Raw genomic sequence first — 25975 nt, forward strand, 5'->3', positions numbered from 1 at the left:
GACGACCGTGGTGGTGACCGTCCCTCGTACCGTCGTGACGACGAGCGTGGCGGTGACCGTGGTGGGTTCCGTCGCGACGACCGTGGCGGGCGCCCCGGTGGTGACCGTCCCTCGTACCGCCGCGACGACGAGCGCGGTGGGTTCCGCGGGCGTGGCGGGGACGACCGGCGCGGTGGCGGCCGGTTCCGTGAGGACCGCGAGCGCGACCGTGACAGGGAGCCGATCAAGCGGCTGCCGATCCCCGAGGACGTCACGGGTGACGAGATCGACAAGGACGTGCGGCAGGAGCTGCAGAGCCTGCCGAAGACGCTCGCGGAGGACGTCGCCAGGAACCTGGTGATGGTCGCGCGGCTCATCGACGAGGACCCGGAGGGCGCGTACGGCTACTCGCGCGTGGCCCTGCGGCTGGCGTCGCGGGTCGCGGCGGTGCGGGAGGCGGCCGGGTTCGCGGCGTACGCGAACCAGAAGTACTCCGAGGCCCTCGCCGAGTTCCGTGCGGCCCGGCGGATGACCGGCAGCGTGGAGCTGTGGCCGGTCATGGCCGACTGCGAGCGCGGCCTCGGCCGGCCGGAGAAGGCACTGGACATGGCCGGTGCCCCCGAGGTGAACAAGCTCGACAAGGCCGGTCAGGTGGAGATGCGCCTCGTGGCGGCCGGGGCCCGGCGCGACATGGGGCAGCTGGACGCGGCCATCGTGACGCTGCAGAGCCCGGAGCTGGCGTCCAGCGCCGTGCAGGCGTGGACCGCACGGCTGCGGTACGCCTACGCCGACGCGCTGCTCGCGGCCGGTCGTGAGGGCGAGGCGCGGGAGTGGTTCGCCAAGGCCGTGGAGGCCGACCGGGACGGCAGCACGGACGCCTCGGACCGGCTGGCCGAGATGGACGGCGTCGAGTTCGTCGACGCGCTCGACGAGTCCGACGACGAGGAGGCGAAGGCCGAGGAGGCGACCTCCGACGCGGACGACGCGGACGAGGTGGACGACGCGGACGCGGTGGACGACGCGGACGCGGACGACGTCGACGAGAAGGCGGCCGACGCGCCGAAGGCCGGCGACGAGGACTGACCTCGCGTACGTGCCTGAGCGCGTGAGCGTGTGAAGGAGGGCGGGATCCCGGTCGGGGTCCCGCCCTCTTTGCGTTGCGGGACGCGTTCGGCGTGCCCGGCGTCAGATGTCGAGCGCCCGCAGGACCAGGCCCGAGGCCGGCTTGGGGCCGAAGGACGTCGACTTGCGGGGCATGGTGACGCCCTGGCGGGCCAGGGCGCGGACCACGTCCTCGCGGACCGGGTGCATCAGGACGGCCGTGCCGCCGCCGCGCTCGGCCTTGGCGACGGTGGCCGCCGTGTCGTGGATGTAGGCGATGCGGGCCGGATCGTCCTCGGGGATGTGCCAGACATGGGCGAGCAGCGTGGCGTGCAGGACGGTCGCGTCGAGGGTGCGCCAGGCGGCGGGCCGGTCGGCGGGGACCGTGCGGGCCAGCAGATCCGGGTCCGGATGGTCGAGGAGGTGGAAGGCGCCGTCTCCGGCCAGCAGGAACGCGTTGCCGGCGCAGGCCGCGTCCGCCAGGGTGTCGAGGGCCTGCGGCAGCGGAACGTCGAGGCGGCGCACCCGGAAGCGGCCTTCGACCGAGGCGAGGGCGTCGGCGACCGGCAGGTCGTGCAGCAGGCGGTGGATGGCGCGGACCCGCAGGGGGTAGCGGGCGGTGTCGACCAGGAGCACCAGGCCGTGGTCCCAGGGGCTGGGGGAGGGATGCTCGGCGCGCAGCCGACGGTAGGTGGCCCAGCGGTGGTGGCCGTCGGCGATCAGGGCCTGGTGAGGGGCCAGGTCGGCCTGGACGCGGGCCATGTCGCCGGGGTCGGTCACCGACCAGAGCCGGTGGCAGTAGCCGTCCTCGGTGGTGGTCGACAGCAGCGGGGGCTGCTCGGCCGTACGGTCGACGACCTCGGCGGTGACGCCGTTGCCGAGGTAGGTCAGCAGCAGCGGTTCGAGGTTGGCCCAGGTGGCGCGCATCAGGGCGGCGCGGTCGGCGACCACGTGCGGCATGACGTCCTCGTGGGGCAGGACGATGCCCTCGGAGGGGTCGGACACGCGTAGCGTGCCGATGAGGCCGCGCTGGAGCATGCCGTCGGCGTGCCGCTGCTCGTACACGTACAGGGCGGGATCGGGGTCGGCGGTCAGGACGCCCTCGTCGAGCCAGCGGCGCAAGGTGTCCGCGGCCTGCTCGGTGCGGGCGCCGACCGTGCCGGCCTGGGGGAGGATCAGCCGGACGATGTTGTGCGGGTCCGCGTCCTGGAGGTGGTGCACTCCGTCGGGGCGTACGACGACGTCGTACGGCGGGGAGGTGACAGCGGCGAGGCTGCCGACCCGGTCGGGGTCGTAGCGCAGGCCTCGGAACGGGGTGAGTTCCAGGCCCCGGGGCGCCGTTGCTTCCGAGTGACCTGCAGTGTTCATCAGGGCATCGTACGTGTGCCGGTGGTATGCGGGATGATCGGGGGAAAGGCGAGCGAACGAGGAGCGATGCGGAATGAGCCAGGTCGTCAGGACGAGGCCCGAGGGCAGTGGGCGGGCCCTGAGCGCGGCGTACGACACGGCGCTGCTCGACCTGGACGGGGTGGTGTACGCGGGCGGGAGCGCGATCGCGCATGCCGTGGCGTCGCTGGAGACGGCCCGGGAGGGCGGGATGCGGCTGGCGTACGTCACCAACAACGCGCTGCGGACGCCGGACACCGTGGCGGAGCATCTGACGGAGCTGGGGATACCGACGGGCGCGCAGGACGTCATCACCTCGGCGCAGGCGGTCGCGCGGCTGATCGCCGAGCAGGTGCCGGCGGGGGCGCGGGTGCTGGTGATCGGCGGTGAGGGTCTGCGGGTCGCGCTGCGGGAGCGGGGGCTGGAGCCCGTGGAGAGCGCCGACGACGATCCGGCGGCCGTGGTGCAGGGGTACGGCGGGCCGGACCTGGCGTGGGGGCGGTTCGCGGAGGCGTCGTACGCGGTCGCCCGGGGCGTGCCGTGGTTCGCGTCGAACACGGACCTGACCATCCCGAGCGGGCGGGGGATCGCGCCGGGCAACGGGGCCGCGGTGGAGGTCGTGCGCATCGCCACCGGGGCGGAGCCGCAGGTGGCGGGCAAGCCGTTGCCCCCGATGCACCGGGAGACGATCCTGCGGACGGGCGCGGAGCGGCCGCTGGTGGTCGGGGACCGGCTGGACACGGACATCGAGGGCGCGTTCAACGGTGAGGTGGACTCGCTGCTGGTGCTGACCGGGGTGACCGACGGGGCGCAGCTGCTGGCGGCGCCGCCGCAGCACCGGCCGACGTACGTCGCGGCCGATCTGCGCGGGATGCTCACCGGGCAGCCGGAGGTCGCCGGGGCGGGGGAGGGCTTCTCCTGCGGGGGCTGGACGGCGACGGCCGGTGCCGAGCGGCTGGAGCTGGAGGGCGACGGGGACGCGCTGGACGGGCTGCGGGCGCTGTGCGCGGCGGCGTGGACGGCGGCCGGGGAGGGCTCCTGCGGCCTCGACGCGGGCAAGGCGCTGGCGAGACTGGGCCTCTGAGAGACCCTCAGCGGGTGAGGCGCCCGTGGGGGAGCGGCGTGCGCGGAGGTCCGGCCGGGCATCGTCCAGAATGGGAGGGTAGGCTAACCTAACTCGCGTGTTGGTCGACAGTCCTCCCGAACAGCGCGCGGAATCCGCCTCCGCGCCCCCCAGCCGCCGCGCGATACGCGCCGCGGGGCTTCTCGTGTCCGTCCTGGTCCTGGCGCTCGTGGCGATGGGCAGCATCGCGATCGGCGCCAAGGAGCTGTCCCTCGGCCAGGTCTGGCACGGCCTGTTCCAGGACTCCGGGACCTATGGCGACGTCGTCGTCGACGAGCGGCTGGCGCGCACCCTGCTCGGGCTGCTCGCCGGTGCCGCGCTGGGCCTGGCCGGTGCCGTGCTCCAGGCGCTCACCCGCAACCCGCTGGCCGACCCCGGACTGCTCGGCATCAACGCCGGTGCGTCCGCGGCGGTGGTCACCGCGATCACCTTCTTCGGGGTGACGAACCTGAGCGGCTATGTGTGGTTCGCGTTCCTCGGGGCGGCGGCCGTGGGTGCGCTGGTCTGGTTCCTCGGCGGCAGCCGGGGCGCCACGCCCGTGCGGCTCGCGCTGGCGGGCACCGCGCTCAGCGCCGCCCTGTACGGCTATCTCCAGGCCGTGATGATCATGGACCAGGCGGCGCTGGGCAAGATGCGCTTCTGGACGGTCGGCTCACTGAACTCGGCGACCGACGAGACCATCGTCCAGGTGCTGCCCTTCCTGGCCGTCGGCATGCTGCTCGCGTTCGGTCTGGCCCGGCCGCTGAACGCGATGGCCATGGGCGACGACACCGCCAAGGCGCTCGGCGCCCACCTCCACCGCACCCGGGCACTGTCGATGCTCGCCGCGACCGTGCTGTGCGGAGCCGCGACCGCCGCCTGCGGTCCGATCGTGTTCGTCGGGCTGATGGTGCCGCACGTGGTGCGCTCCTTCACGGGGCCCGACCTGCGCTGGATCCTGCCGTACGCGGCTGTCCTGTCGCCCGTGCTGCTGCTCGGCGCCGACGTCCTCGGCCGGATCGTGGCCCGGCCGGCCGAACTCCAGGTCGGCATCGTCACCGCGATCATCGGCGGCCCGGTCTTCATCTTTCTCGTACGACGGCGGAGGACGGCCCAGCTGTGAGCACCACAGTGAAGAACCCCCGGGGGACCACCCGTGCCCTGCGCGGCCCGGGCGGGCTGTCCGTCCGGCTGGATCTGCGTGCGTTCGCCGTCGTGCTGGCGCTGCTGACGGCCGCGCTCACCGCGGGCGTGCTGCTGATCGGCACCGGCGACTTCCCCGTCTCCGCCGGGGACGTGCTGAAGACGCTCGCCGGGAACGGCGACGCGGGCCAGGAGTTCATCGTCAACGAGCTGCGGCTGCCGCGGGTCCTGGTCGGCCTGCTGGTCGGCGCCGCGCTCGGCCTCGGCGGGGCGCTGTTCCAGGCCGTCTCCCGCAACCCGCTGGGCAGCCCGGACGTGCTCGGCCTCGGACAGGGCGCCACGGCCGGTGCGCTCGTGGTGATCGTGCTGATGTCCGGCAGCGCCGAGCAGGTCGCGGGCGGTGCGCTCGTGGGCGGCCTGGTGACCGGCACGGCCATCTACCTGCTCGCGTGGAAGCGGGGCGTGCACGGCTACCGGCTCGTGCTGGTCGGCATCGGCGTGTCGGCCATTGCCACCGCCGTCAACGGCTATCTCCTCACCAAGGCCGACCTCGTCGACGCCTCCCGCGCGGTGGTGTGGATGACCGGCTCCCTCAGCGGCCGGGGCTGGGAGCAGGTGTGGCCGCTGCTGTGGCTGTGCGTCGTCCTCGTCCCGCTGGTCCTCGCCAACGCGCGGGGCCTGCGGATGACGGAGATGGGCGACGACGTGTCCAACGCGCTCGGGGTGCGGGTCGAGCGGGTGCGGCTGGTGCTGATGGTGGCCGCCGTGCTGCTCACCTCGGCCGCCACCGCCGCGGCCGGCCCGATCGGCTTCGTCGCGCTCACCGCGCCGCAGCTCGCCCGGCGGCTGACCCGCTCGCCCGGTCCGAACCTGCTGGCGTCGCTGTGCATGGGCGCCGCCCTGCTGGTCACCGCCGACTGGGCCTCGCAGCGGCTGTTCGGCGCCGACCAGCTGCCGGTCGGGGTGGTCACCGGGGTCGTCGGCGGGGTGTACCTGCTGTGGCTGCTGGTCACCGAGCGACGGGCGGGCCGGATATGAGTGCCGCCGGACGCGCCGCCGGACGGCCGGACGCGAGCGGCCCCGCACACCAGAACACTTCGAGGAGCACCGTGAACCGCCTGTCCGCCGAGAACGTCACCCTCGCCTACGACCAGCGCGTCATCGCCGAGGGACTGTCGGTGGAGATACCCGACAACTCCTTCACCGTCATCGTCGGGCCCAACGCGTGCGGCAAGTCCACGCTCCTGCGCGCGCTGTCGCGGATGCTCAGGCCGAGTCAGGGCCGGGTGCTGCTGGACGGACAGGCCATCCAGTCGATGCCGGCCAAGAAGGTCGCCCGCACGCTCGGACTGCTGCCGCAGTCGTCCGTGGCGCCGGACGGCATCACGGTCGCCGACCTGGTCGGCCGGGGCCGGTACCCGCACCAGGGGATCCTGCGCCAGTGGTCGGCCGAGGACGAGCGGGTCGTGCAGGAGTCCATGGCGCACACCGGGGTGGCCGGACTGGCCGACCGGTACGTCGACGAGCTGTCCGGCGGGCAGCGGCAGCGGGTGTGGATCGCGATGGCGCTCGCCCAGCAGACGCCGCTGCTGCTGCTCGACGAGCCGACGACCTACCTCGACATCCAGCACCAGATCGACGTGCTCGACCTGTGCGCCGAGCTGCACGAGACCCAGGGCCGGACCCTCGTCGCCGTCCTGCACGACCTCAACCACGCCGCCCGCTACGCCACGCACCTGATCGCCCTGAAGGGCGGCGAGGTCATCGCGCAGGGCGCGCCGGGCGACGTCGTCACGGCCGGGCTGGTCGAGGAGGTCTTCCAGCTCCGCTGCCAGGTCATCGACGACCCGGAGACGGGCACCCCGCTGGTGGTGCCGGCGGCGCGCAAGGCGCGGGCCAGGCAGACGAAGGTCGCGGCCGCCGACGCCCCGTGAGCGGCCCTGGGGCCCTTCTGGCGGAGATCCCCGTCAGGAAGGGACCTAGAGCAGCTTCCGCAGGCGGAACAGGTCCATCAGGCCCGCCTCCAGCTTCACCCGGCCCGCGCCCCACGCCCTGGCGAAGTTCAGCTCGCCGTCGACCAGGGCCACCAGGTCGTCGCCGGACATGGCGAGCCGGATCTCGGCCCGTTGCGGAGGCGGCCCCTGGAGGGTCTCCCGGACATGGATCCGGCCGTCCGACATCCGGCCCGCGAAGGTGACGTCCAGGTCGGTGATGTGGCAGCTCACCGAGCGGTCCAGGGCGGCCGCGGAGCGGACGTCGCCCTCGGCCCGCCCCATGCTGTCCGAGAGCTTCTCGAGTGCGGCACGGCACTCCTCGATCGTGGCCATGGCGCCCGACGGTACCCCAGTGGTTCGGGGTAGCGTCGGGGCATGAGCGACGCTGTCCCGGAGACGGGCCCTTTCCCGGCGGACGGCCGGGAGCCCGAGGCGGACCCCTCGGCCCCGGCTCCCCTCGACGTCCCGCGCGTCCCCACCGGCCGTGCCGAGGTCGACGCCGGACTGGAGCGGCTGGCCGACGCGGACCACCTCGCGACGGACGGACACCTGGAGGTGTACGAGGATGTACACCGGGGGCTGCGCGACGCGCTCACCGCGCTCGACGCCCGCCCGGGACCTCCGGCGCCCCCGGTGCCGGCACGTCCGGCGCCCTCGTCCACTCATGGCAACAGGAGCTGAACCGAACGTGGCAGGAGTCGCACGCCGCCGTCTCGACGCGGAGCTGGTCCGCCGCAAGCTGGCGCGCTCGCGCGAGCACGCCAGCCAGCTGATCGCCGCCGGGCGGGTGAGCGTCGGGAGGACCGTCGCGACCAAGCCGGCCACCCAGGTGGAGACCGCCGCGGCCATCGTGGTGACGGCCGACGACAGCGACCCGGAGTACGTGTCCCGGGGCGGGCACAAGCTCGCCGGGGCGCTCGCGGCGTTCGTTCCGCAGGGGCTCGCCGTCCAGGGCCGCAGAGCCCTGGACGCCGGCGCGTCCACCGGGGGATTCACGGATGTGCTGCTGCGCGCCGGCGCCGCGCACGTCGTCGCCGTCGACGTCGGCTACGGGCAGCTCGCATGGTCTCTCCAGAGCGATGAACGCGTCACCGTCAAGGACCGTACGAACGTACGCGAGTTGACGCTGGAGGCGATCGACGGAGTGCCTGTGGACCTTGTGGTGGGAGATCTGTCCTTCATCCCGCTCGGACTGGTGCTGCCCGCGCTTGCGCGGTGCGTGCGGCCGGATGCCGATCTGGTGATGATGGTCAAACCGCAGTTCGAAGTGGGGAAGGAACGGCTGGGCAGCGGGGGTGTCGTACGGAGTCCGCAGCTGCGGGCGGAGGCCGTGCGGGGTGTGGCCGAGAGGGCGTGGGAGCTGGGGCTCGGGGTGAAGGGTGTCACCGCCAGTCCGCTGCCCGGGCCTTCGGGGAATGTCGAATACTTTCTGTGGCTGCGGTCGGGTGCCCCCGCGCTGGACCCGGCCGACGTTGACCGTGCAGTGGCGGAGGGGCCGAGTTGACCCAGAACCGAGCTCGTACTGTTTTCCTGCTGGCCCACACCGGGCGGCCGGCAGCCATCCGCAGCGCCGAGCTCGTGGTCAAAGGGCTGCTGGCGTCGGGCATCGGGGTACGCGTCCTGGAGGCCGAGGCGCGCGATCTGCCGCTGCCCGACGAGGTGGAGCTGGTCCGCGAGGCGACACCGCAGTGCCTCGACGGGTGCGAGCTGCTGATCGTGCTCGGCGGTGACGGGACGCTGCTGCGCGGGGCCGAGTTCGCACGGGCCTCCGGGGTGCCGATGCTGGGCGTCAACCTCGGCCGCGTCGGCTTCCTCGCCGAGGCCGAGCGGGACGACCTCGACAAGGTCGTGGACCGGGTCGTGTCGCGGTCCTACGAGGTCGAGGAGCGGATGACCGTCGACGTCGTCGTGCACAGCAACGGCGACATCGTGCACACCGACTGGGCGCTGAACGAGGCGGCCGTGCAGAAGGCCGGCGCCGAGAAGCTGCTCGAAGTGGTGCTGGAGATCGACGGGCGGCCGGTGACCGGGTTCGGGTGCGACGGCATCGTGCTGTCCACCCCGACGGGGTCGACGGCGTACGCGTTCTCGGCGGGCGGGCCCGTGGTGTGGCCGGAGGTGGAGGCGCTGCTGATGGTGCCGATCTCCGCGCACGCGCTGTTCGCCAAGCCGCTGGTGACCTCGCCGGACTCCGTGCTCGCGGTGGAGGTGCTGCCGCACATCCCGCCCGGTGTCCTGTGGTGCGACGGGCGGCGGACCGTGGAGCTGCCCGCCGGGGCCCGGGTGGAGGTGCGGCGGGGCACCGTGCCGGTGCGGCTCGCCCGGCTGCATCACGCGTCGTTCACGGACCGGCTCGTGGCGAAGTTCGCGCTGCCGGTCTCCGGGTGGCGGGGAGCGCCTCACTAGCCGTCCCGGGGCGGCCTCACCAGCCGTCCCGGGGCGGGGCCCTTCGCCGGCGGCCGCGGGTCCGTCGTGTGTTCCGCGCGCCCGCGCGGCAAAGCCCCGTACCGGTACGGCCCCGCGCCCCTTCGGGGGCGCGCTTCCCTCGCCCGGGTGACAAGGGCGCCTCGCAATCCGCGCTCCGGACCTCGTATGGTCTTCACCGTGCTGGAAGAGATGCGGATACGGTCGCTCGGCGTCATCGACGACGCGGTGGTCGAACTGTCGCCCGGGTTCACCGCCGTCACCGGTGAGACCGGCGCGGGCAAGACCATGGTGGTCACGAGCCTCGGGCTGCTGCTGGGCGGGCGGGCCGATCCGGCGCTCGTGCGGATCGGCGCCGACAAGGCGGTCGTGGAGGGCCGGATCGCGCTGCGCGCCGAAGCCTCCGCGGCCGTACGGGCCGAGGAGGCCGGGGCCGAACTGGACGACGGGGCGCTGCTGATCAGCCGTACCGTCTCGGCCGAGGGCCGCTCCCGGGCGCACGTGGGCGGCCGCAGCGTGCCCGTCGGGCTGCTCGCGGAGCTGGCGGACGAGCTGGTGGCCGTGCACGGGCAGACCGACCAGCAGGGGCTGCTGAAGCTGGCCCGCCAGCGGCAGGCGCTCGACCGGTACGCCGGGGACGCGGTCACCGTGCCGCTGGCCAAGTACGCAGGGGCCTACCGGCGGCTGCGTGCCGTCTCGGCCGAGCTGGAGGAGATCGTCACGCGCGCGCGTGAGCGGGCCCAGGAGGCCGACATGCTGCGCTACGGACTCGACGAGATCGCCGGCGTGGAACCACGGGCCGGCGAGGACACGGAGCTGGCAGAGGAGGCCGAGCGGCTCGGGCACGCCGAGGCGCTGGCGTCCGCCGCGACGGCCGCGCACGCCGCGCTCGCGGGGAACCCGGAGGACCCGGAGGGCGTCGACGCCGCCACGCTGGTGGCGGGCGCGCACCGTGCCCTGGAGGCCGTACGGTCGCACGACCCGGCGCTGTCCGCGCTCGCCGACCGGATCGGGGAGATCGGCATCCTGCTGGGCGACGTGGCCGGGGAACTGGCCGGGTACGCCGACGACCTGGACGCCGATCCGCTGCGGCTGGCCGCGGTGGAGGAACGCCGGGCCGCGCTGACGGTGCTGACCCGTAAGTACGGACAGAGCGTCGACGCGGTCCTGGAGTGGGCCGAGCAGGGCGCCGCGCGGCTGACCGAGCTGGACGGGGACGACGAGCGGATCGGGGAGCTGACCGCCGAACGGGACGCGCTGCGGGTCGAACTGGGTGCGCTGGCGCAGGCGCTGACGGACGCCCGGGCGGAGGCCGCCGAACGGTTCGCCGCCGCCGTGACCGCCGAGCTGGCCTCGCTCGCCATGCCGCACGCGCGGGTGTCCTTCGCCCTGCGCCAGAGCGAGGACCCCGAAGGCGTCGAGGTCGGCGGGCGGACGGTCGCCTACGGGCCGTCGGGCGTGGACGAGGTCGAGCTGCTGCTGGCCCCGCATCCGGGGGCGCCGCCGCGGCCCATCGCCAAGGGCGCGTCCGGGGGTGAGCTGTCCCGGGTGATGCTGGCCGTGGAGGTCGTGTTCGCGGGCACCGACCCCGTGCCGACGTATCTCTTCGACGAGGTCGACGCCGGTGTCGGCGGCAAGGCGGCCGTGGAGATCGGGCGGCGGCTGGCCCGGCTGGCGAAGACGGCGCAGGTGGTCGTGGTGACGCATCTGCCCCAGGTGGCCGCGTTCGCCGACCGGCAGCTGCTGGTGGAGAAGACCAGCGACGGGTCGGTCACACGGTCCGGTGTGAAGGTCCTGGAGGGCGAGGAGCGGATCAGGGAACTGTCGCGGATGCTCGCCGGCCAGGAGGACTCCGAGACGGCACGGGCACACGCGGAGGAACTGCTGGCGGCGGCGAGGACGGACGCATAGCCGCACCCCCGCCGAAGTTCACCCGTACGGGTGAGGATCGGTGGGGTGTCGGCCGGGCTTCGGGACGTCGGCGTTCCCGGAACACCCGTACGCCCTGGCATCCTTGGCCGAGTGCACGCCCGGTGCGCGCCGAGCGACCGGGGCCGGACCGTACGGTCCGCCCCCGGCGCCCGTTCCTTCCGTACGTTTCCTCGTGACGTCCACGCCGAACCAGGAGCCCGGCCACGTGAGCCACGTGAGCAGCCACTCAGCGCCCGGACAGCCGCCGCTGCGCACCGTGCAGGTGGTCGGCGGCGGCAACGCCCGCAGCAGCGCGCATGTGCGTTCCCTGGCGTCCGGGCTCGTCGCGCGGGGCGTGCGAGTCACGGTGTGCGCCCCCTACGAGGCCGCTCACACCTATGACTTCGCCGGGGCCGGCGCCGACCATGTGCATGTGCCGCGCAGCAGCGACCCGGCGTCCGTGGCCGCGCTGCGGGCGGCGTGCGCGGACGCCGACCTCGTGCACGCGCACGGGCTGCACGCCTCGTTCCGGGCCGTGCTCGCGCTCAGCGGCCGGCGCGTCCCGCTCGTGGTCACCTGGCACGGCCGGGCGCACGCCGAGGGGCCGCGCGCCCACTTCCTGCGGCTGCTGGAGCGACGGGTCGTCAGGGCCGCCTCCGTGGTGCTGGGCACCACCTCCGACCTGGTGGACCGGGCCCGTTCGACCGGCGCCCGCGACGCCCGCCTGGCCGCGGCGGCGCTGCCCGGGCCGGGGGCCGCCGTCGAGCGCGACGAGTCCCACCGGCCCAAACTGCGTGCCGAACTCGGGGCGACGGGGCGGCCGTTGCTGCTCGCGGTCGGCTCCCTGGACCGGCACCGCGGGTACGATGTGCTGCTGGACGCGGCGCGCGAGTGGCGTCGGCTGGAGCCGCTTCCGCTGGTGGTGATCGCCGGGGAGGGCCCGCTGCGGCCGCTGCTGCAGCGGCGGATCGAGGACGAGGGGCTCGCGGTGCGGCTGCTGGGCCGCCGGGACGACGTGCCCGATCTGCTCGCGGCCGCCGACGTGGCGCTGCTGGCGAGCAGCTGGGAGTCCCGTTCGGTGCTCGCGCAGGAGGCGCTCCACGCCCGTGTGCCGCTCGTCGCCACACGGGTCGGAGGCATCCCCGATCTGGTCGGTGACGCGGCCGAACTCGTCCCGTACGGCGACGCCGGTGCCCTCGCCCGCGCGGTGAGCGGCCTCGTCGCCGACCCCGAGCGGTGCGAGCGTCTGCGGGAGCGGGGGGTCCGGCAGGCGGCGACCTGGCCGACGGAGGACGAGACCGTCGCCCAGGTGCTCAGCGTCTACGATGAGCTGACCCGGCCGACGCCGCTGATCTGAACCGGCCCGCGGCGTCAGCCGACGTGCCGCCGGGCCCGCAGGGCCAGGCTGAGCGCCAGCACCGTCTGCGGGTCGTCGAGGTCGGTGCCCAGCAACTCGCCGATGCGGGCGAGCCGGTTGTAGAGGGTCTGCCGGTTCAGGTGCAGTTCGCGGGCGGTCTCCGCCTTGCGGCCCGCGTGCGCGAGATAGGTCTCCAGGGTGGGCAGCAGCGGGGGCCTGGAGCGGACGTCGTGCGCGAGGACCGGGCCGATCGCGCGGTCCACGAACGCGGCCAGGTCGGGATCGTCGCGCAGCCGCCACAGCAGCAGGTCGATGTCCAGGCGCCGGGCGTCGTACCAGGGCCGGTCCGCCAGGCCCTGGGCGGCTGCGGCCGTCTCCGCCGCGTGCCGCAGGCCCGTCGAGGCGGCCGCCCAGCCGCCCGCCGCACCGACGACCACCACCGGGGGCCGGGCGCCCGGGCGCTGCATGCCGGCCCGCTCCACCCCGGCGCGCAGCGCGGCCGCCACCCGGTCGGCGACCGCGGCCCGCTCCGACTCCGCGCGCAGCCCGGTCAGCACCGGCACCCGCCCCTCCACCGGACGCACGCCCAGCAGCACCGGCACCCCCACGGAGGCCAGTTCCTCGGCGACCGCGCGCGCCAGCACGGCCCAGCCCCCGCCGGGGGAGAGGGAGTCGCCGAGCCGCATGACGACCGGCAGGAGCGGCCCGGTGCCGGGCCTGAAGCCGAGCACCCTGGCCTGGGCGGGGGCGTCCTCGGCGGCGATACGGCCCTCGGCGAGGTCGGTGAGGAAGTCGCCGCGTCCCCGCGCGGCCAGCTCCTCCTCCTGGCGGGCCTGCATCAGCACCACGGCCAGGATCCCCGCGGCCCGCTCGGCGGCGATCCGGTGCACGGGTGCCAGCGGGGCGCGCACCGGCAGCAGCACCAGCCGGGCCCGCACCGACCCGGTGCCGGGCCCGCCGCCGGGCACGTCCACCAGCACCGAACCGGCGGGCGGCGGGGTGTCCTTGTGCGGACCGCGCAGCCCCTCCCACACCTGGAGCGGATCGGTGCCCTCGGGCCCGGACCCCGCGGCGTACAGCAGGCGTCCGTCGCCGGTCTCCAGGAAGACGGGGTTGCCGGCGAAGTCGGCCAGGATGCCGAGGACCTGGGGCACCCCGCCGCCGTCGAGCAGGGCCCGGGTGCAGCGGCGGTGCACCTCCTCGGCGCGTTGAAGCAGGGCGTAGTGGCCGTTGACGATCTCGGTGTGGATCTCCTCCGTGACGGTCACGAAGGGCACCTCGCGGTGCAGCTGGACGAGCGGCAGGCCGGCCGCGCGGGCGGTCTCGACCAGCGCGGCGGGCAGCCGGGCGAAGCGCGGGCCGAGTTCGACGACGAGGGCGGCGATGCCCCGCTCGGCCAGGGTCCGCACGAACGCGCGCTGTTCCGCCGGGCGGGTGCCCAGCCCGTAGCCCGTCGTCAGCAGCAGCTCGCCGCCCTTGAGGAGGGAGGCGATGTGGGGCACCTCGCCGGCGTGCACCCACCGCACGGTGCGCTGGAGCCGGTCGGCGCCCGCGAGGACCTCGGGCAGTCCGCTGCGCAGTCCGGGCAGCTCCAGCGCCCGCTGGACCGTGATGCCGGCGCCCTGGCTTTCGGATCGGTAGTCCGTGCGGCTTTCCATGCGGCGGACGCTACCGGTGCGTGAGCTGCGGCGACATCTTTCGGCCGCGTCCGTTCAGAGCGGCTTGATGTTGTGGTTGAAGCGGAAGACGTTGTCGGGGTCGTAGCGCCGTTTCAGTTCGGCGAGCCGATGGGCGTTGTCGGCGCCGACCCCGGCGACCACCCGGTCGGTGCCCTCGTCGCCGATGAAGTTGAGGTAGACGGCGCCGGTGCTCCAGGGGTGCGCGTCGGTGCGTACGTCGCGCACCCACTGGATGCAGCGTTCGTCGTCCGCCGGGTCCTCCCAGAGTCCGAACGGGTGCACACCCCAGGGGGCGTCCCGGTAGGGCACCGGGTACTCGTGCGGGCCCTCGGTGATCGCGCCGCCGAGCGGGAACAGCGCGTGCATGGTGCCGGTCGGCACGGGCATGGAGGACGCGCGGGCGCAGAAGAGGTCCATGTAGGCGTCGGGCGCGCCCGTCAGGTACTCCGCCGACCAGTAGTTCCGGAAGCCGGGCGGGTCGTCGATCATGCACTGGACGTCGGCGTACGGCATCTGTCCGACGACCTCCGCCTCGTGCGGCAGCGCGAGCAGCGGCTCGGCGACCTTGCGCATGTCGGCCTCGGGACCGGCGTACGTCAGCAGCACTCCGCACAGCAGTGTGCCGACCAGGTGCGGCGGCACGAACTCCTCGGGCGGGCCGGTGATGTAGATGATGGCGCCGCTCGCCTCGTTCGGGCCCACGGTGATCAGGTCGCGGAAGGTGCGCACCGCCTGCGGGCCGTGCTCCGGGAGGTACAGCAGCAGCGCGATGGAGAACTCGGGCAGTTCGTGGAGCTTCAGCGTGATCGCGGTGGCGACGCCGAAGTTGCCGCCGCCGCCGTGCAGGGCCCAGAACAGGTCGGGGTTCTCGTCGGCGTTCGCGTGGACGCGTTCACCGTCGGCGGTGACGAGCTCCACGCCGAGCAGGTTGTCGACGGCGAGCCCGCACCAGCGGTCCAGCCAGCCGCTGCCGCCGCCCAGGACGAAGCCGCCGACACCGGTGGTCGAGGCCCGGCCGCCGGTGGTGGCGAGGCCGTGGGGCTGGGTGGTGCGGTCCAGGTCGCTCATCGTGGCGCCGCCGGCGATCCGTACGGCCTCGGCGCCGGGATCGACGGTGACCGTGCGCATATGACGCAGGTCGACCACCAGCCCGCCGTCGTTGAGCGCCATGCCCGCCACGCTGTGGCCGCCGCCGCGCACGGCGATGTTCAGATCGAGTTCCCGGCCGAAGCGGACGGCCCGGACCACGTCGTCCTCGTCCACGCACTGGGCGATCACCGCGGGCCGTCGGTCGATCATGGCGTTGAACACGGTCCGGGCGTCGTCGTAGCCCTCGTCGCCGGGTGCGAACACATCGCCCGACAGATCCTCGCGCAGCGCGGTGAGGGCCGCGCCCGCCTTCGAGAGGGAAGCCATGGCCGCCCCCTTTCCGGAAGGGGGGTTGATGTCTTCCAGCCTAGGCGGGCACGGGCCCGGTGGCTCGTTCAGCCGCCGTACGCCCCGGACGCCGTCAGCCTGAGCGCGGTGTCGATGAGCGGGACGTGGCTGAACGCCTGCGGGAAGTTGCCGACCTGGCGTTGCAGGTGCGGGTCCCACTCCTCGGCCAGCAGACCCAGGTCGTTGCGCAGCGACAGCAGCTTCTCGAACAGCTGGCGGGCCTCGTCGACCCGGCCGATCATCGCCAGGTCGTCCGCCATCCAGAACGAGCAGGCGAGGAAGGCGCCCTCGTCGCCGGGCAGGCCGTCGACGCCCTCGGACTCGCCCTCGGTGGGGTAGCGCAGGATGAAGCCGTCCGGCGTGGACAGTTCGCGCTGGATCGCCTCGATGGTGCCGATGACGCGCTTGTCGTCGGGCGGGAGGAAGCCCATCTGCGGGATCAGCAGCAGCGAGGCGTCCAGCTCCTTGGAGCCGTAGGACTGCGTGAAGGTGTTGCGCTCCTTGTCGTAGCCCTTCTCGCACACCTCGCGGTGGATGTCGTCGCGCAGTTCCTTCCAGCTCTCCAGCGGGCCGTCCGCGTCGCCGGACTCGATCAGCTTGATCGTGCGGTCGACGGCGACCCAGGCCATCACCTTGGAGTGCACGAAGTGCCGCCGCGGGCCGCGCACCTCCCAGATGCCCTCGTCGGGCTCCTGCCAGTGCTTCTCCAGGTAGCTGATCAGCTTCAGCTGGAGCAGCGAGGCGTAGTCGTTGCGGGCCAGGCCGGTCATGTGGGCCAGGTGCAGGGCCTCGGTGACCTCGCCGTAGACGTCGAGCTGGAGCTGGTGGGCGGCGCCGTTGCCGACACGGACCGGGGCGGAGCCCTCGTAGCCCGGCAGCCAGTCCAGCTCCGCCTCGCCGAGCTCGCGCTCGCCGGCGATGCCGTACATGATCTGGAGGTTCTCCGGGTCGCCTGCGACCGCGCGCAGCAGCCACTCGCGCCAGGCGCGGGCCTCCTCGCGGTAGCCGGTGCGCAGCAGCGACGACAGGGTGATCGCCGCGTCGCGCAGCCAGGTGTAGCGGTAGTCCCAGTTGCGCACGCCGCCGATGTCCTCCGGCAGGGAGGTGGTGGGCGCGGCGACGATGCCGCCGGTGGGGGCGTACGTCAGGGCCTTCAGTGTGATCAGGGAGCGGACGACGGCCTCACGGTAGGGGCCGTGGTACGTACAGTGCTCGACCCACTCGCGCCAGAAGTCCTCGGTCGCCGTCAGGGACTGCTCCGGCTCGGGCAGCGGCGGTGCCTCCTTGTGCGAGGGCTGCCAGGAGACGGTGAAGGCGATCCGCTCGCCGGGCGAGACGGTGAAGTCGGAGTACGTCGTCAGCGAGTGGCCGTAGGTCTCGGCGTCGGTGTCGAACCACACCGAGTCGGGGCCCGCCACGGCGACCGTACGTCCGTCGTGCTTGTGCACCCAGGGCACGACCCGGCCGTAGCTGAAGCGCATCCGCAGCGCCGACTGCATCGGCACCCGCCCGGAGACGCCCTCCACGATGCGGATCAGCTGGGGCGCCCCGTCACGCGGGGGCATGAAATCGGTCACCCGCACGGTGCCGCGGGGGGTGTCCCACTCCGACTCCAGGACGAGCGAGTCACCGCGGTAGGTGCGCCGGTCCGCGGTGGGGGGCGCGGTGTCGGCGGCGTGCGCCGGTCCGATGCGCCAGAAGCCGTGCTCCTCGGTGCCCAGCAGGCCGGCGAAGATGGCGTGCGAGTCGAAGCGGGGGAGGCACAGCCAGTCGACTGTCCCGTCCCGGCAGACCAGTGCAGCGGTCTGCATGTCTCCGATGAGTGCGTAGTCTTCGATGCGCCCGGCCACGTGCATCTCCAGTCGAACGGCCACGTCACCCCGCATGGGGGCGGTCGCAAGTGCGGTCAAGGGGTCGTTGTGCTGCGTCATTGAGCTGTGAGGCAGATCGGTCGCCGAGTCGGGGACACAAGCGACATCTGTTGCTCAACGAACTGACGAGCTCTTGTTGTTCCGGTGGGTACGGGCGGGGGTGGTTGCCGTCTCTCCCGGCCTGCTCGACAGCGAGTGTCCGAGCAGGATACGACGCACACGGATGATCTGCGTGCCGCTCCGGGCAACCTGCCTCCGCCGGACGAGTGAGCTGCGGGTGAGCCCCGCGGGACGGGCGGTGACCCTGTTCGGACGGGTGTCCGCACGTGCGCGGAGCGTGGCCGGAAGCCATCGGGTCGAGGCGCTGATACGCTGGTAGCCCGTGGACCGGTGGGTGTTCTTTCCAGGAGAACGCACCCCCGAACCGCAGCGACGGCGCCCCCCGGAACCCTCCGGTCGGCAGCCGCACCGCACCCCCAGACAGCGACCACGGGAGCCCCCTCTTGGCCATGACGCCCAAATCCACGACGACCAAGCACATCTTCGTCACCGGGGGTGTCGCCTCCTCTCTCGGCAAGGGGCTGACCGCCTCCAGCCTGGGCATGCTGCTCAAGGCCAGGGGCCTGCGGGTCGTCATGCAGAAGCTCGACCCGTACCTGAACGTCGACCCGGGCACGATGAACCCGTTCCAGCACGGCGAGGTCTTCGTCACCAACGACGGCGCCGAGACCGACCTGGACATCGGACACTACGAGCGTTTCCTCGACCGCGACCTGGACGGCACCGCCAATGTCACTACAGGGCAGGTCTACTCGACCGTGATCGCCAAGGAGCGGCGCGGCGAGTACCTCGGTGACACCGTGCAGGTCATCCCGCACATCACCAACGAGATCAAGCACCGCATCCGCCGCATGGCGACCGACGAGGTCGACGTCGTGATCACCGAGGTCGGCGGCACGGTCGGCGACATCGAGTCGCTGCCGTTCCTGGAGACCGTCCGCCAGGTCCGCCACGAGGTCGGCCGGGACAACGTCTTCGTCGTGCACATCTCGCTGCTGCCCTACATCGGCCCGTCCGGCGAGCTGAAGACCAAGCCGACCCAGCACTCGGTCGCGGCCCTGCGCAACATCGGCATCCAGCCCGACGCGATCGTGCTGCGCTGCGACCGTGAGGTGCCGACCGCGATCAAGCGCAAGATCTCGCTGATGTGCGACGTCGACGAGGACGCCGTGGTGGCCTGCCCCGACGCCCGCTCGATCTACGACATCCCGAAGACCGTCCACGGCGAGGGCCTGGACGCCTACGCGGTCCGCAAGCTGGACCTGCCGTTCCGGGACGTGGACTGGACGACCTGGGACGACCTGCTCGACCGGGTCCACAACCCCGACCACGAGGTCACGCTCGCCCTGGTCGGCAAGTACATCGACCTGCCCGACGCGTATCTGTCGGTGACCGAGGCGCTGCGCGCCGGCGGCTTCGCCAACCGGACCCGCGTCAAGATCAAGTGGGTCACCTCGGACGACTGCAAGACCCCGGCCGGTGCCAAGGCGCAGCTGGCCGACGTCGACGGCATCTGCATCCCCGGCGGCTTCGGCGACCGCGGTGTGCTCGGCAAGGTCGGCGCGATCAAGTACGCCCGCGAGAACAAGATCCCGCTGCTCGGCCTCTGCCTCGGCCTGCAGTGCATCGTGATCGAGGCGGCGCGTCACCTGGCCGACGTCACGGACGCCAACTCCACCGAGTTCGACCCGGCCACCGCCCACCCGGTCATCTCCACGATGGCCGAGCAGATGGACATCGTCGCCGGTGAGGGCGACATGGGCGGCACCATGCGGCTGGGCATGTACCCGGCCAAGCTGGCCGAGGGCTCGATCGTGCGCGAGGTCTACGACGGCAAGGAGTACGTCGAGGAGCGGCACCGTCACCGCTACGAGGTGAACAACGCCTACCGCGCGGAGCTGGAGAAGAAGGCGGGCATCCTGTTCTCCGGCACCTCCCCGGACGGCAAGCTCGTCGAGTACGTCGAGTACCCGCGTGACGTCCACCCGTACCTGGTCGCCACGCAGGCCCACCCGGAGCTGCGCTCGCGTCCGACGCGTCCCCACCCGCTGTTCGCGGGACTGGTGAAGGCGTCCGTCGAGCGTCAGCTGGCGGCGGCCGGGGAGAAGGCTTCGAAGTAACACACCAGTTGTACGGTGGCCGGGGTGCGAACCTTCAAAGGTGCGCGCCCCGGTTTCGTCTTCGCACGTGGAAGGGCTGGCATGACGATCAAGGACACCCCCGAGGAGTGGGAGACCCGGGCGACGGAGATCCCCTTCCGGGGCAACAAGACCTCCGTGCGGACCGACGAGGTGGTCATGCCCGACGGGACCGTGGTGCGCCGCGACTACCAGGTCCACCCCGGTTCGGTCGCCGTCCTGGCCCTCGACGAGCAGGACCGGGTGCTGGTGCTCCGGCAGTACCGGCACCCCGTACGGCACAAGCTGTGGGAGATCCCGGCCGGGCTGCTCGACGTGCCCGGCGAGAACCCGCTGCACGCGGCGCAGCGCGAGCTGTACGAGGAGGCGCACGTCAAGGCCGAGTCCTGGCGGGTGCTGACGGACGTGTACACCACGCCCGGCGGGTGCGACGAGGCGGTGCGCGTCTTCCTCGCGCGGGATCTGTCCGAGGCCGAGGGGGAGCGGTTCACGGCGGAGCACGAGGAGATCGACCTGGAGCTGGACCGCGTGCCGCTGGACGAGCTGGTGCGGGGTGTCCTCGCGGGGGAGCTGCACAACAACTGCCTCGTGGTGGGGGTGCTTTCGCTGGTCGCCGCGCGGCAGTCGGGCGGGGTGGAGCAGTTGCGTCCCGCGGAGGCGCCGTGGCCCGCGCGGCCGTTCGACGCCTGACCGCCGCCGGGGCTCCGCCGTCGGGGCTCCGCGGGGTTCGCCGCCGGGGCCCCGCCGCCGTGCGGCTGCCGCGCCGCGGTGGCCCGTCGCGCCCACGCGGGGGAGCCGCGCATCGGTCGCGTCCCGCACCCCTCGGCGGCGTTGTCCTACTGTCCGTTGATCCGATCGGGGAGTCCTCGGACGGCGTCGGCATGCTCCGACCGGGTCGTTGCAGAGCGTGAACTAGGCTCTGGAAAACGCCCGAACCGGAGTCCCGGCGGGTTTGCGCGTGCGGTGGGACGGGAGCGTGGCCCGTGACGGATCAGGCGGTGGAGACGAACGGTGCCCGGCTGTCGGACGGGGCCGGTGAGGACAGCCGGTTCCTGGGCCGCACAAGGGAGTTGAAGGGGCTGTGCGCCGACATCGAGCGCGCCGGTCTGGACACCCTCTCCGGCCGCAAGGCCCCCCGCGCGCGCGTCCTGCTCATCGCCGGGCGGCCCGGGTCGGGGCGGACCGCGCTCGCCGAGGAACTCGTCCGGCAGGTCGCGGACCGTTACGAGGACGGTGTGCTGCGTGCGCGTCTCAGCGAGCCGGACGGAACGCCCGTCCCGGTCGAGCGCGCGGCCCGCGAACTGCTCACGGCCCTCGACGTGGCGGTCCCCGCCGGGGCGGCCGAGGACGATCTCGCCCAGGCGCTGCGCGAGGCGCTCGCCGGGCGCAGGACGCTGATGCTGCTCGACGACGCCGCGGACGCCGAGCAGGTCGACGCGCTGCTGCCGGACAGTCCGCAGAGCCTGGTCGTCGCCGTCGCGAGAGGACCGCTCACCGGCATCACCGACGTGCGGCCGTGCACCCTGGGCGGCCTCGACACCAAGTCGGCCGTGGAGCTGCTGTCCCGGCACACCGGCTCGGTGCGCATCACCGTCGACCCGCGGGCCGCCGAGGGCCTGGTCGAGGAGTGCCAGGCCCAGCCGGCCGCGCTGATGCTGGCCGGCGGCTGGCTCGCCGCCCGCCCGAAGGCCGCCGTGGCCGATCTCGCCAAGCATCTGCGCGCCGAGGGCGACGAGACGGCCGGCCCGCTCGCCCGGGTCTTCCGGCTCGCCCACGCCTCGCTGCCCGCGCCCGCCGCCCGGACACTGCGACTGCTCTGTCTCGCCCCGGCGGGCCTGGTCGACCCGCACACCGCCTCCGCCCTGGCCGGGTGCTCGGTCAGCAGCGCCCGTGCCACGCTGGACGACTTCGTCGCCCTCGGTCTGCTGCACGCCGTGGACTCGCCGCTGCCGCAGTACGAGGTCCCGGGCTGCATCCAGCCGATGCTGAAGGCGCTCGCCGAGTCGCAGGACCGTCCGGCGGAGATCCAGCTGGCCCGCGCCCGGATGCTGGAGCGGACGGTACGGCTGCTGCAGTCCTGCCGTGCGATCACCGAGACCGACAGTGCGCAGGCCCGCGAGAAGCTGCTCGGCATGCCCCGCTCGCTGCGCTTCCCGAGCCCCCGCGCGGCGGCCGAGTGGCTGGAGGTCCGCAGGCCCGCGCTGCTGGCCTCGGCCCGGCTGGCGGTGGCCGACGGAGAGCTGGACACCCTCGCCCGCAGGCTGATGTCCCAGCTCGTACGGGCCATGGTCGCGCACTGGGGCACCCAGGCGGCGGCCGCCGACCTGTACGGCGTCCACGGCCTGGTCCTGGACGTGGCCGAGCGGCGCGGGCTGCCCCGCGAGAAGGCCGCCGCGCTGCTGAACCTGGGCGATCTGGACGTCCGCACCGGCCGGACCGCCAAGGCTCTGGTGCGCTACCGGGCGGCGCTGGACGCCGGACGCGAGGGAAACGATCCGTATGCCACCGGCCGGGCGATGGAATCCGTAGGCGGTGCGCACCTGGAGCTCGGGGACTACGACCGGGCCGCCGACTGGTTCGGCCGGGCGCTGGCCCAGCGGCTGGCCCGGGACGAGCGGACGGACGCCGCCCGGCTGTACGGGCGGATCGCCACCGCGCACACCTACGCGGGCCGCTACGGGGAGGCGATGCGGGGCTGGCGGGCGGCCGTCGCCGGACACCGCAAGGAGGGTGATGTCGCCGCCCACGCGCGGGCGTTGAGCGAGCTGGCGCGGGTCCAGGAGTACGCCGGACGGCCCGAGGAGTCCCTGCGCACCTGCCAGGAGGCGGTGGAGTGGGCGCGGCGCGCGGAGGACACACGGCTGCAGGCCGCGCTGCACCTGCGGCTGGCCGACACCCTGGAGCACCTCGGGGACCCGACGGCCGCGCGGCTGCACCGCGGCGCGGCCGAGCGCATGCTGGGGGAGGAGCTACACGAGGGCGATACACAGGGATCCGTCCCGGAACAAGACCCTAACGCCTGCGAAATCCGCAGTACATCCATCGAAGATTGATGCAATGAAAGGCTAGACAGCGGGAACACCTTCATTAGACTGGCTCTGCCGCACGTTCTCCTGCGGTGTCTACCGGTGTGCCCCCGCATGGCCGGTATGTCGTGGAAAACACCCTCTGAGCCAAGGACCGTGATCGACGTGAAGGTCGGCATCCCCCGCGAGGTCAAGAACAACGAGTTCCGGGTGGCCATCACCCCCGCCGGTGTGCACGAGCTGGTGCGCAACGGCCACCAGGTCGTCATCGAGCGGGGCGCCGGCCTCGGCTCCTCGATCCCGGACGCCGAGTACATCGCCGCCGGCGGCCGGATCCTGGACACGGCCGACGAGGTGTGGGCCACGGCCGACCTGCTGCTGAAGGTCAAGGAGCCCATCGCCGAGGAGTACCACCGCCTCCGCAAGGACCAGACGCTCTTCACCTACCTGCACCTGGCCGCCTCCAAGGAGTGCACGGACGCCCTCCTGGAGTCCGGCACCACCGCCATCGCCTACGAGACGGTCGAGCTCGCCAACCGCGCGCTGCCGCTGCTCGCCCCGATGTCCGAGGTCGCGGGCCGGCTGGCCCCGCAGGTCGGCGCCTACCACCTGATGCGCTCGGCCGGCGGCCGCGGCGTGCTGCCGGGCGGAGTCCCGGGTGTCGTCCCGGCGAAGGCCGTGGTCATCGGCGGCGGCGTCTCCGGCTGGAACGCCGCGCAGATCGCCGTCGGCATGGGCTTCGACGTGACCCTGCTCGACCGCGACATCAACAAGCTGCGCGAGGCCGACAAGATCTTCGGCACGAAGGTCAAGGCCGTCATGTCCAACACCTTCGAGCTGGAGAAGGCCGTCCTGGAGGCCGACCTCGTCATCGGCGCGGTCCTCATCCCGGGCGCCAAGGCCCCGAAGCTGGTCACCAACGAGCTCGTGTCCCGCATGAAGCCCGGAAGTGTCCTTGTCGACATCGCGATCGACCAGGGCGGCTGCTTCGAGGACTCGCGCCCCACGACCCACGCCGAGCCGACCTTCATGGTCCACAACTCGGTCTTCTACTGCGTCGCCAACATGCCCGGCGCGGTGCCCAACACCTCCACCTACGCGCTCACCAACGCCACGCTGCCCTACATCGTCTCGCTGGCCAACAACGGCTGGGCCGAGGCGCTGCGCCGCGACGCCGCGCTCGCCAGGGGTCTGAACACCCACGACGGCAAGGTCGTCTACAAGGAGGTCGCCGAGGCGCACGGCCTGGAGCACGTGGAGCTCGACTCGCTGCTCGGCTAAGTCACCTTTTCGTAAAGGCGATACGTCAACAAGGCGCGTCAACGATGCACATCCGGCCGGACCTTGCCCGCAAGGTCCGGCCGGATGTGTGTATGGTCACTTTGCGGCTCTGGGCCAACTCGCCTCGAACGTAACCCTTGGACCGATTCGCACACCGGTGAAACCTGCCGTGCGACGGCCGTACGCCCTTGACAGAGGGATGTTTCATTGCCGACACATCGTGCCGGGTCCGGCGGATTGTGTTGCTGCGGACCGCCGACACGCCATAGAGTCGCCAACCGTCGGCATGGTGCCACGCTGACCTTGTCTAGAAGTTTCCTGGTCACCAAGGAGGTAAGACGACTTGTGAATGAGTCGACATTTTCTCCCGGGGGTGGTCAACCAGGAATGCCTACGCGGAGCCAGGGCTCCACGGGGCTCGAGGCTGTCGGCTCCGTCGCTGTCCGAACCTTCGCAGCCCACCAGAGCCAGACCAGCCCCCACACGGCTCTGTCAGCACACCAGAGCATGGATGGCCATCACGTGAACGCCATGGCCGGCGACGGAAGTGGCGCGCCCCGCAACCACTTCGCCGACTACGACGAACTGCCCGAAGGGCACTTCTACGACCCCGACGCCGAGTACGAGCCGGATCCGGAGTACGCGGCCACGCTCGCGCCCGATGCCGCGCGCCAGCGCCGTGAGCGCATCGGCCCGACCGGGCGCCCGCTGCCGTACTTCCCGATCCCGGGCCCGCTGACCGACCACGGCCCCGCGAAGATCATCGCGATGTGCAACCAGAAGGGCGGCGTCGGCAAGACCACGTCGACCATCAACCTGGGTGCCGCGCTCGCGGAGTACGGCCGGCGCGTGCTGCTCGTGGACTTCGACCCGCAGGGCGCGCTGTCGGTGGGTCTCGGTGTCAACCCGATGGAGCTCGACCTCACGGTCTACAACCTGCTCATGGAGCGGGGCATGTCCGCCGACGAGGTCCTGCTGAAGACCGCGGTCCCCAACATGGACCTGCTGCCGAGCAACATCGACCTGTCGGCCGCCGAGGTCCAGCTGGTCTCCGAGGTGGCGCGCGAGTCCACGCTCCAGCGGGCGCTCAAGCCGCTGATGGACGACTACGACTACATCGTGATCGACTGCCAGCCCTCGCTCGGTCTGCTCACCGTCAACGCGCTGACGGCCGCCCACAAGGTGATCGTCCCCCTGGAGTGCGAGTTCTTCGCCCTCCGTGGTGTCGCGCTGCTGACCGAGACGATCGAGAAGGTGCAGGAGCGGCTCAACCCGGAGCTGGAGCTCGACGGGATCCTCGCCACGATGTACGACTCGCGCACCGTGCACAGCCGTGAGGTGCTCGCGCGGGTCGTCGAGGCGTTCGACGACCACGTCTACCACACGGTCATCGGGCGCACGGTCCGCTTCCCGGAGACCACGGTCGCCGGTGAGCCGATCACCACGTACGCCTCCAACTCCGTCGGTGCCGCCGCCTACCGCCAGCTCGCCAGGGAGGTGCTCGCCCGGTGTCACGCCGAGTGAGTCTGCCGGGGGCCGACGAACTCTTCCGTACGACAGGGGGGATGGCGCTCCAGCCGTCCACTCCCCGGCGCTCCGCCAACGGCGAGGCCAGGGTGCCGGCTCCCGCGGGGGAGAGCGACGCCGCCGCGGAGGACGCCCCGCAGTCGGTGCCCGTCCAGGGCGGCGACGGCGACGGGGCGGAGCATGTCGCGGCCGACACCGAGGCTGCCGACGCCGGGGAGTCCCGCAGCAGGGCGGCCGCCGCCGAGCGGGCCTCCCGGCGCCAGGCGCCGCAGGAAGGTTCTGCCGGGGCGGCCGCCGACTCCTCCGCGTCGCGCAAACGGGGGCGGTCGGGCACGCGGCGCCCCAGCGGCCGTGAGCGGCACGACGAGAAGATCACCGTGTACGTGTCGGCCGAAGAGCTGATGGACCTGGAGCACGCGCGGCTGGTGCTCCGGGGCGAGCACGGCCTGGCCGTCGACCGCGGGCGGATCGTCCGGGAGGCCGTCGCCGTGGTGCTCGCCGATCTGGAGACCCGCGGGGACGCCAGCATCCTCGTACGACGGCTGCGGGGGCGCTAGCG

21 protein-coding genes are annotated in these 25975 nt (G+C 72.9%); 16 read left to right on the top strand and 5 right to left on the bottom strand.

Going from position 1 to position 25975, the window contains the following annotated elements; genetic code table 11:
• Positions 1–231 precede the first annotated feature (231 nt).
• Positions 232–1062 carry a hypothetical protein gene (locus tag ACIQGV_RS29265; RefSeq protein WP_402499823.1) on the top strand — a complete coding sequence of 277 codons (831 nt, stop codon included), beginning with the start codon at positions 232–234 and terminating at the stop codon, positions 1060–1062.
• A 102-nt stretch (positions 1063–1164) separates the two neighbouring features.
• Here the strand turns inward: ACIQGV_RS29265 and ACIQGV_RS29270 are convergent, their stop codons facing one another.
• Entirely contained in the window at positions 1165–2448 is a 1284-nt protein-coding gene (locus ACIQGV_RS29270; RefSeq protein WP_402499476.1) for a DUF1015 domain-containing protein, read from the bottom strand.
• 73 nt (positions 2449–2521) lie between these two features.
• Here ACIQGV_RS29270 and ACIQGV_RS29275 point away from each other — a divergent pair, with 73 nt between their 5' ends.
• The 4 genes from ACIQGV_RS29275 to ACIQGV_RS29290 all read left to right on the top strand — a co-directional run bounded on the left by ACIQGV_RS29275 (position 2522) and on the right by ACIQGV_RS29290 (position 6645).
• Complete coding sequence (locus ACIQGV_RS29275; RefSeq protein ID WP_402499479.1) at positions 2522–3550, top strand: HAD hydrolase-like protein; 1029 nt, start codon at positions 2522–2524, stop codon at positions 3548–3550.
• A gap of 97 nt (positions 3551–3647) precedes the next feature.
• On the top strand, positions 3648–4691 hold the full coding sequence (locus ACIQGV_RS29280; protein ID WP_402499480.1) for a FecCD family ABC transporter permease: 1044 nt from the start codon (positions 3648–3650) through the stop codon (positions 4689–4691).
• Complete coding sequence (locus ACIQGV_RS29285; protein WP_402499482.1) at positions 4688–5749, top strand: FecCD family ABC transporter permease; 1062 nt, start codon at positions 4688–4690, stop codon at positions 5747–5749. The genes ACIQGV_RS29280 and ACIQGV_RS29285 overlap by 4 nt, the downstream gene beginning before the upstream one ends.
• Positions 5746–6645 carry an ABC transporter ATP-binding protein gene (locus tag ACIQGV_RS29290; RefSeq protein ID WP_402499484.1) on the top strand — a complete coding sequence of 300 codons (900 nt, stop codon included), beginning with the start codon at positions 5746–5748 and terminating at the stop codon, positions 6643–6645. The genes ACIQGV_RS29285 and ACIQGV_RS29290 overlap by 4 nt, the downstream gene beginning before the upstream one ends.
• A 45-nt stretch (positions 6646–6690) precedes the next feature.
• On the opposite strand, the gene ACIQGV_RS29295 is transcribed toward ACIQGV_RS29290, so the two are convergent.
• Complete coding sequence (locus tag ACIQGV_RS29295; protein WP_402499486.1) at positions 6691–7038, bottom strand: SCP2 sterol-binding domain-containing protein; 348 nt, start codon at positions 7036–7038, stop codon at positions 6691–6693.
• A gap of 42 nt (positions 7039–7080) precedes the next feature.
• On the opposite strand from ACIQGV_RS29295, the gene ACIQGV_RS29300 reads away from it, so the two are divergent.
• The 5 genes from ACIQGV_RS29300 (at position 7081) to ACIQGV_RS29320 (ending at position 12397) form a co-directional block, all read left to right on the top strand.
• Complete coding sequence (locus tag ACIQGV_RS29300) at positions 7081–7386, top strand: hypothetical protein (protein ID WP_402499488.1); 306 nt, start codon at positions 7081–7083, stop codon at positions 7384–7386.
• 7 nt (positions 7387–7393) lie between these two features.
• A complete protein-coding gene (locus ACIQGV_RS29305; RefSeq protein WP_402499491.1) occupies positions 7394–8209 on the top strand; it encodes a TlyA family RNA methyltransferase in 816 nt (271 codons plus the stop codon).
• Positions 8206–9111 (top strand): NAD kinase, encoded by a 906-nt coding sequence (locus tag ACIQGV_RS29310; protein WP_402499493.1) that lies wholly within the window; start codon positions 8206–8208, stop codon positions 9109–9111. Before ACIQGV_RS29305 ends, ACIQGV_RS29310 begins: the two co-directional genes overlap by 4 nt.
• A gap of 186 nt (positions 9112–9297) precedes the next feature.
• Positions 9298–11040 (top strand): DNA repair protein RecN, encoded by a 1743-nt coding sequence (gene recN, locus ACIQGV_RS29315; RefSeq protein WP_402499495.1) that lies wholly within the window; start codon positions 9298–9300, stop codon positions 11038–11040.
• A 226-nt stretch (positions 11041–11266) separates the two neighbouring features.
• Positions 11267–12397 carry a glycosyltransferase family 4 protein gene (locus ACIQGV_RS29320; protein ID WP_402499497.1) on the top strand — a complete coding sequence of 377 codons (1131 nt, stop codon included), beginning with the start codon at positions 11267–11269 and terminating at the stop codon, positions 12395–12397.
• A 14-nt stretch (positions 12398–12411) separates the two neighbouring features.
• Here the strand turns inward: ACIQGV_RS29320 and ACIQGV_RS29325 are convergent, their stop codons facing one another.
• From ACIQGV_RS29325 to ACIQGV_RS29335, 3 genes are all read right to left on the bottom strand, one after another.
• Complete coding sequence (locus ACIQGV_RS29325; RefSeq protein WP_402499499.1) at positions 12412–14055, bottom strand: PucR family transcriptional regulator; 1644 nt, start codon at positions 14053–14055, stop codon at positions 12412–12414.
• A 54-nt stretch (positions 14056–14109) separates the two neighbouring features.
• The gene (locus tag ACIQGV_RS29330) at positions 14110–15492 is read right to left on the bottom strand and encodes an FAD-binding protein (RefSeq protein WP_402499501.1); all 1383 of its coding nucleotides are present in this window, start codon (positions 15490–15492) and stop codon (positions 14110–14112) included.
• A gap of 68 nt (positions 15493–15560) precedes the next feature.
• Positions 15561–17363, bottom strand: coding sequence for a glycoside hydrolase family 15 protein (locus ACIQGV_RS29335; RefSeq protein ID WP_402499825.1), 1803 nt, complete (start codon positions 17361–17363; stop codon positions 15561–15563).
• A gap of 530 nt (positions 17364–17893) precedes the next feature.
• On the opposite strand from ACIQGV_RS29335, the gene ACIQGV_RS29340 reads away from it, so the two are divergent.
• The 6 genes from ACIQGV_RS29340 to ACIQGV_RS29365 all read left to right on the top strand — a co-directional run bounded on the left by ACIQGV_RS29340 (position 17894) and on the right by ACIQGV_RS29365 (position 25973).
• The gene (locus tag ACIQGV_RS29340) at positions 17894–19564 is read left to right on the top strand and encodes a CTP synthase (protein ID WP_402499503.1); all 1671 of its coding nucleotides are present in this window, start codon (positions 17894–17896) and stop codon (positions 19562–19564) included.
• A gap of 81 nt (positions 19565–19645) precedes the next feature.
• Positions 19646–20272: an NUDIX domain-containing protein gene (locus tag ACIQGV_RS29345; RefSeq protein WP_402499506.1), complete on the top strand. Its 627-nt coding sequence runs from the start codon at positions 19646–19648 to the stop codon at positions 20270–20272.
• A gap of 293 nt (positions 20273–20565) precedes the next feature.
• Positions 20566–22635: a tetratricopeptide repeat protein gene (locus ACIQGV_RS29350; RefSeq protein WP_402499509.1), complete on the top strand. Its 2070-nt coding sequence runs from the start codon at positions 20566–20568 to the stop codon at positions 22633–22635.
• A gap of 129 nt (positions 22636–22764) precedes the next feature.
• A complete protein-coding gene (gene ald, locus ACIQGV_RS29355) occupies positions 22765–23889 on the top strand; it encodes an alanine dehydrogenase (RefSeq protein ID WP_402499511.1) in 1125 nt (374 codons plus the stop codon).
• Positions 23890–24276: 387 nt separating this feature from the next.
• Positions 24277–25413: a ParA family protein gene (locus ACIQGV_RS29360; RefSeq protein WP_402499514.1), complete on the top strand. Its 1137-nt coding sequence runs from the start codon at positions 24277–24279 to the stop codon at positions 25411–25413.
• Positions 25398–25973 carry a hypothetical protein gene (locus ACIQGV_RS29365; protein ID WP_402499516.1) on the top strand — a complete coding sequence of 192 codons (576 nt, stop codon included), beginning with the start codon at positions 25398–25400 and terminating at the stop codon, positions 25971–25973. Before ACIQGV_RS29360 ends, ACIQGV_RS29365 begins: the two co-directional genes overlap by 16 nt.
• Positions 25974–25975 lie beyond the last annotated feature (2 nt).

The organism is Streptomyces sp. NPDC093094 (assembly GCF_044754345.1).
In the GTDB taxonomy this organism is placed as follows: domain Bacteria; phylum Actinomycetota; class Actinomycetes; order Streptomycetales; family Streptomycetaceae; genus Streptomyces.

Excerpts from the sequence above, each read along its gene's own strand:
- ACIQGV_RS29345 (WP_402499506.1), top strand. The coding sequence starts at position 19,646 with ATGACGATCAAGGACACCCCCGAGGAGTGGGAGACCCGGGCGACGGAG.
- recN (WP_402499495.1), top strand. The coding sequence starts at position 9,298 with ATGGTCTTCACCGTGCTGGAAGAGATGCGGATACGGTCGCTCGGCGTC.
- ACIQGV_RS29295 (WP_402499486.1), bottom strand. The coding sequence starts at position 7,038 with ATGGCCACGATCGAGGAGTGCCGTGCCGCACTCGAGAAGCTCTCGGAC.
- ACIQGV_RS29300 (WP_402499488.1), top strand. The coding sequence starts at position 7,081 with ATGAGCGACGCTGTCCCGGAGACGGGCCCTTTCCCGGCGGACGGCCGG.
- ACIQGV_RS29340 (WP_402499503.1), top strand. The coding sequence starts at position 17,894 with ATGACGCCCAAATCCACGACGACCAAGCACATCTTCGTCACCGGGGGT.
- ACIQGV_RS29360 (WP_402499514.1), top strand. The coding sequence starts at position 24,277 with ATGCCTACGCGGAGCCAGGGCTCCACGGGGCTCGAGGCTGTCGGCTCC.
- ACIQGV_RS29275 (WP_402499479.1), top strand. The coding sequence starts at position 2,522 with ATGAGCCAGGTCGTCAGGACGAGGCCCGAGGGCAGTGGGCGGGCCCTG.
- ACIQGV_RS29290 (WP_402499484.1), top strand. The coding sequence starts at position 5,746 with ATGAGTGCCGCCGGACGCGCCGCCGGACGGCCGGACGCGAGCGGCCCC.
- ACIQGV_RS29330 (WP_402499501.1), bottom strand. The coding sequence starts at position 15,492 with ATGGCTTCCCTCTCGAAGGCGGGCGCGGCCCTCACCGCGCTGCGCGAG.
- ACIQGV_RS29325 (WP_402499499.1), bottom strand. The coding sequence starts at position 14,055 with ATGGAAAGCCGCACGGACTACCGATCCGAAAGCCAGGGCGCCGGCATC.
- ACIQGV_RS29270 (WP_402499476.1), bottom strand. The coding sequence starts at position 2,448 with ATGAACACTGCAGGTCACTCGGAAGCAACGGCGCCCCGGGGCCTGGAA.